General features: G+C 70.3%; 2 protein-coding genes. Both read left to right on the top strand.

Annotated elements, in window-relative coordinates; genetic code table 11:
- Nucleotides 1-96 precede the first annotated feature (96 nt).
- Nucleotides 97-1,029, top strand: a complete 933-nt coding sequence (locus tag B551_RS17660; RefSeq protein WP_023264673.1) for an aldo/keto reductase — start codon at nt 97-99, stop codon at nt 1,027-1,029.
- 54 nt (nt 1,030-1,083) lie between these two features.
- Nucleotides 1,084-1,716: MFS transporter (locus B551_RS17655; RefSeq protein WP_023264672.1), on the top strand; the 633-nt coding region annotated here is incomplete at its 3' end.

Raw genomic sequence — 1,716 nt, 5'->3', positions numbered from 1 at the left:
GTCACCCCGACCCGCGCCGCAATATCCCGCCCCAATGCCAACTCCGCGCGTCTTACCTACAATGGCCGGGAAGTTGCCGGCTCGCCAGGAGACGCCATGCCCATCGATCGTCGCCGCTTCCTTGCCTGTTCCGCCGCGCTGGCGGGCACGCTGACGCCCGCCGTACGCGCCCAGCCCGGTCCCGCTTCCGCGCCGGCCGCGGCAGGCGCGGCCCCACTGCGCCGCGCTATCCCGGGCACGCGCGAAACGCTGCCGGCGATCGGCCTGGGCACCGCCGACACCTTCGACGCGCCGACGCAAGGACTGCAGCAGAGCCCGCTATCCGAGGTGATGTCGCTGCTGCTGCGGATGCCGGGCGCCGTTCTCGATACCGCGCCCAGCTATGGTGCGGCCGAGGCCGTGACCGGTGAATTGTTGCGCCTGCACAATGCCCGCAAGCAGGTCTTCCTCGCCACCAAGATCTCCGCCTCCGCCAGCAACGCGCCCGCGCAATGGGCGCGCTCGCAGCAGGAGCTGGGCACCGACACCGTCGACCTGCTGCAGGTCCACAACCTGATCGACTGGGAAGAGAACCTGCGTTTCCTGCGCCGGCTGCAGGAACAGGGCAAGACCCGCTATATCGGCGTCACCCACTATCGCGCCGATGCGCACGAGCGGCTCGAGCAGATCGTGCGCAGCGAGAAGATCGATTTCGTGCAGATCAATTATTCGCTGGGCGAGCGCGAGGCCGAACGGCGGCTGCTGCCGCTGTGCCGGCAGCGCGGCATCGGCGTGCTGATCAACCGGCCGTTCCAGGACGGACGGCTGTTCCGTGCGGTGCAAGGCCGGCAGCTGCCGCAGTGGGCCGCCGAACTCGATTGCAACAGCTGGGGCCAGCTGTTCCTCAAATTCATCGTCAGCCATCCGGCGGTGACCGCGGCGATCCCGGCGACTTCCAATCCGCGCCATATGCGCGACAACCTCGGCGCGGCGCTCGGCAGGATGCCCGACGCGAAGCAGCGCGAGCAGATCGCCACGCTGCTCGCGTAGCGTCCCAACCCAGCGCCCCGACTCAGCGCCCCAACGCCGCCGCACCGATACGGCATGCCCGCCGCTCCGCCTCCGCCCACCAGCCCCGGCCGCCTCGGCCCGCTCGGCATCCGCCCGGGCGAACATGCGGCCGTGGTCGCGGCGTTCGCGTTCTTCTTCTGCCTGTTCGCCAGCTATTTCATGCTGCGGCCGGTACGCGAGACGATGGGCATCGCCGGCGGCGTGCAGAACCTCCAATGGCTGTTCACCGCGACCTTCGTCGTGATGCTGGCCGCGATTCCGCTGTACGGGCTGTGCAGCGCGCGGCTGCCGCGCAGGCGCTTCGTGCCGTGGGTCTATGCGTTCTTCATCGCCAATCTGCTGGCCTTCGCGCTCGCCACGCGGGCGCGGCCCGACGATGTCTGGCTGGCGCGGGTGTTCTACGTGTGGCTGTCGGTGTTCAACCTGTTCGTGGTGTCGGTCGCGTGGAGCCTGATGGCGGACGTGTTCCGCCCCGAACAGGCGCGCCGGCTGTTTCCGGTGATCGCCGCCGGCGCGAGCGTCGGCGGGCTGGCCGGGCCGCTGCTGTCGGGATGGCTGGTCGGACCGATCGGGCTGACCGGGCTGATGCTGCTGTCGGCCGTGCTGCTGGCGGCGACGCTGCCGGGCGGTGCGTGGCTGTTCCGCTGGCGCGCGCGGGCCGGGGCC

This window comes from Cupriavidus sp. HPC(L) (assembly GCF_000307735.3).
Lineage (GTDB): Bacteria > Pseudomonadota > Gammaproteobacteria > Burkholderiales > Burkholderiaceae > Cupriavidus.
This window is presented reverse-complemented; position numbering and strand designations above follow the sequence as displayed.

Coding starts and splice junctions, on each gene's coding strand:
- B551_RS17660 (WP_023264673.1), top strand. CDS start 97: ATGCCCATCGATCGTCGCCGCTTCCTTGCCTGTTCCGCCGCGCTGGCG.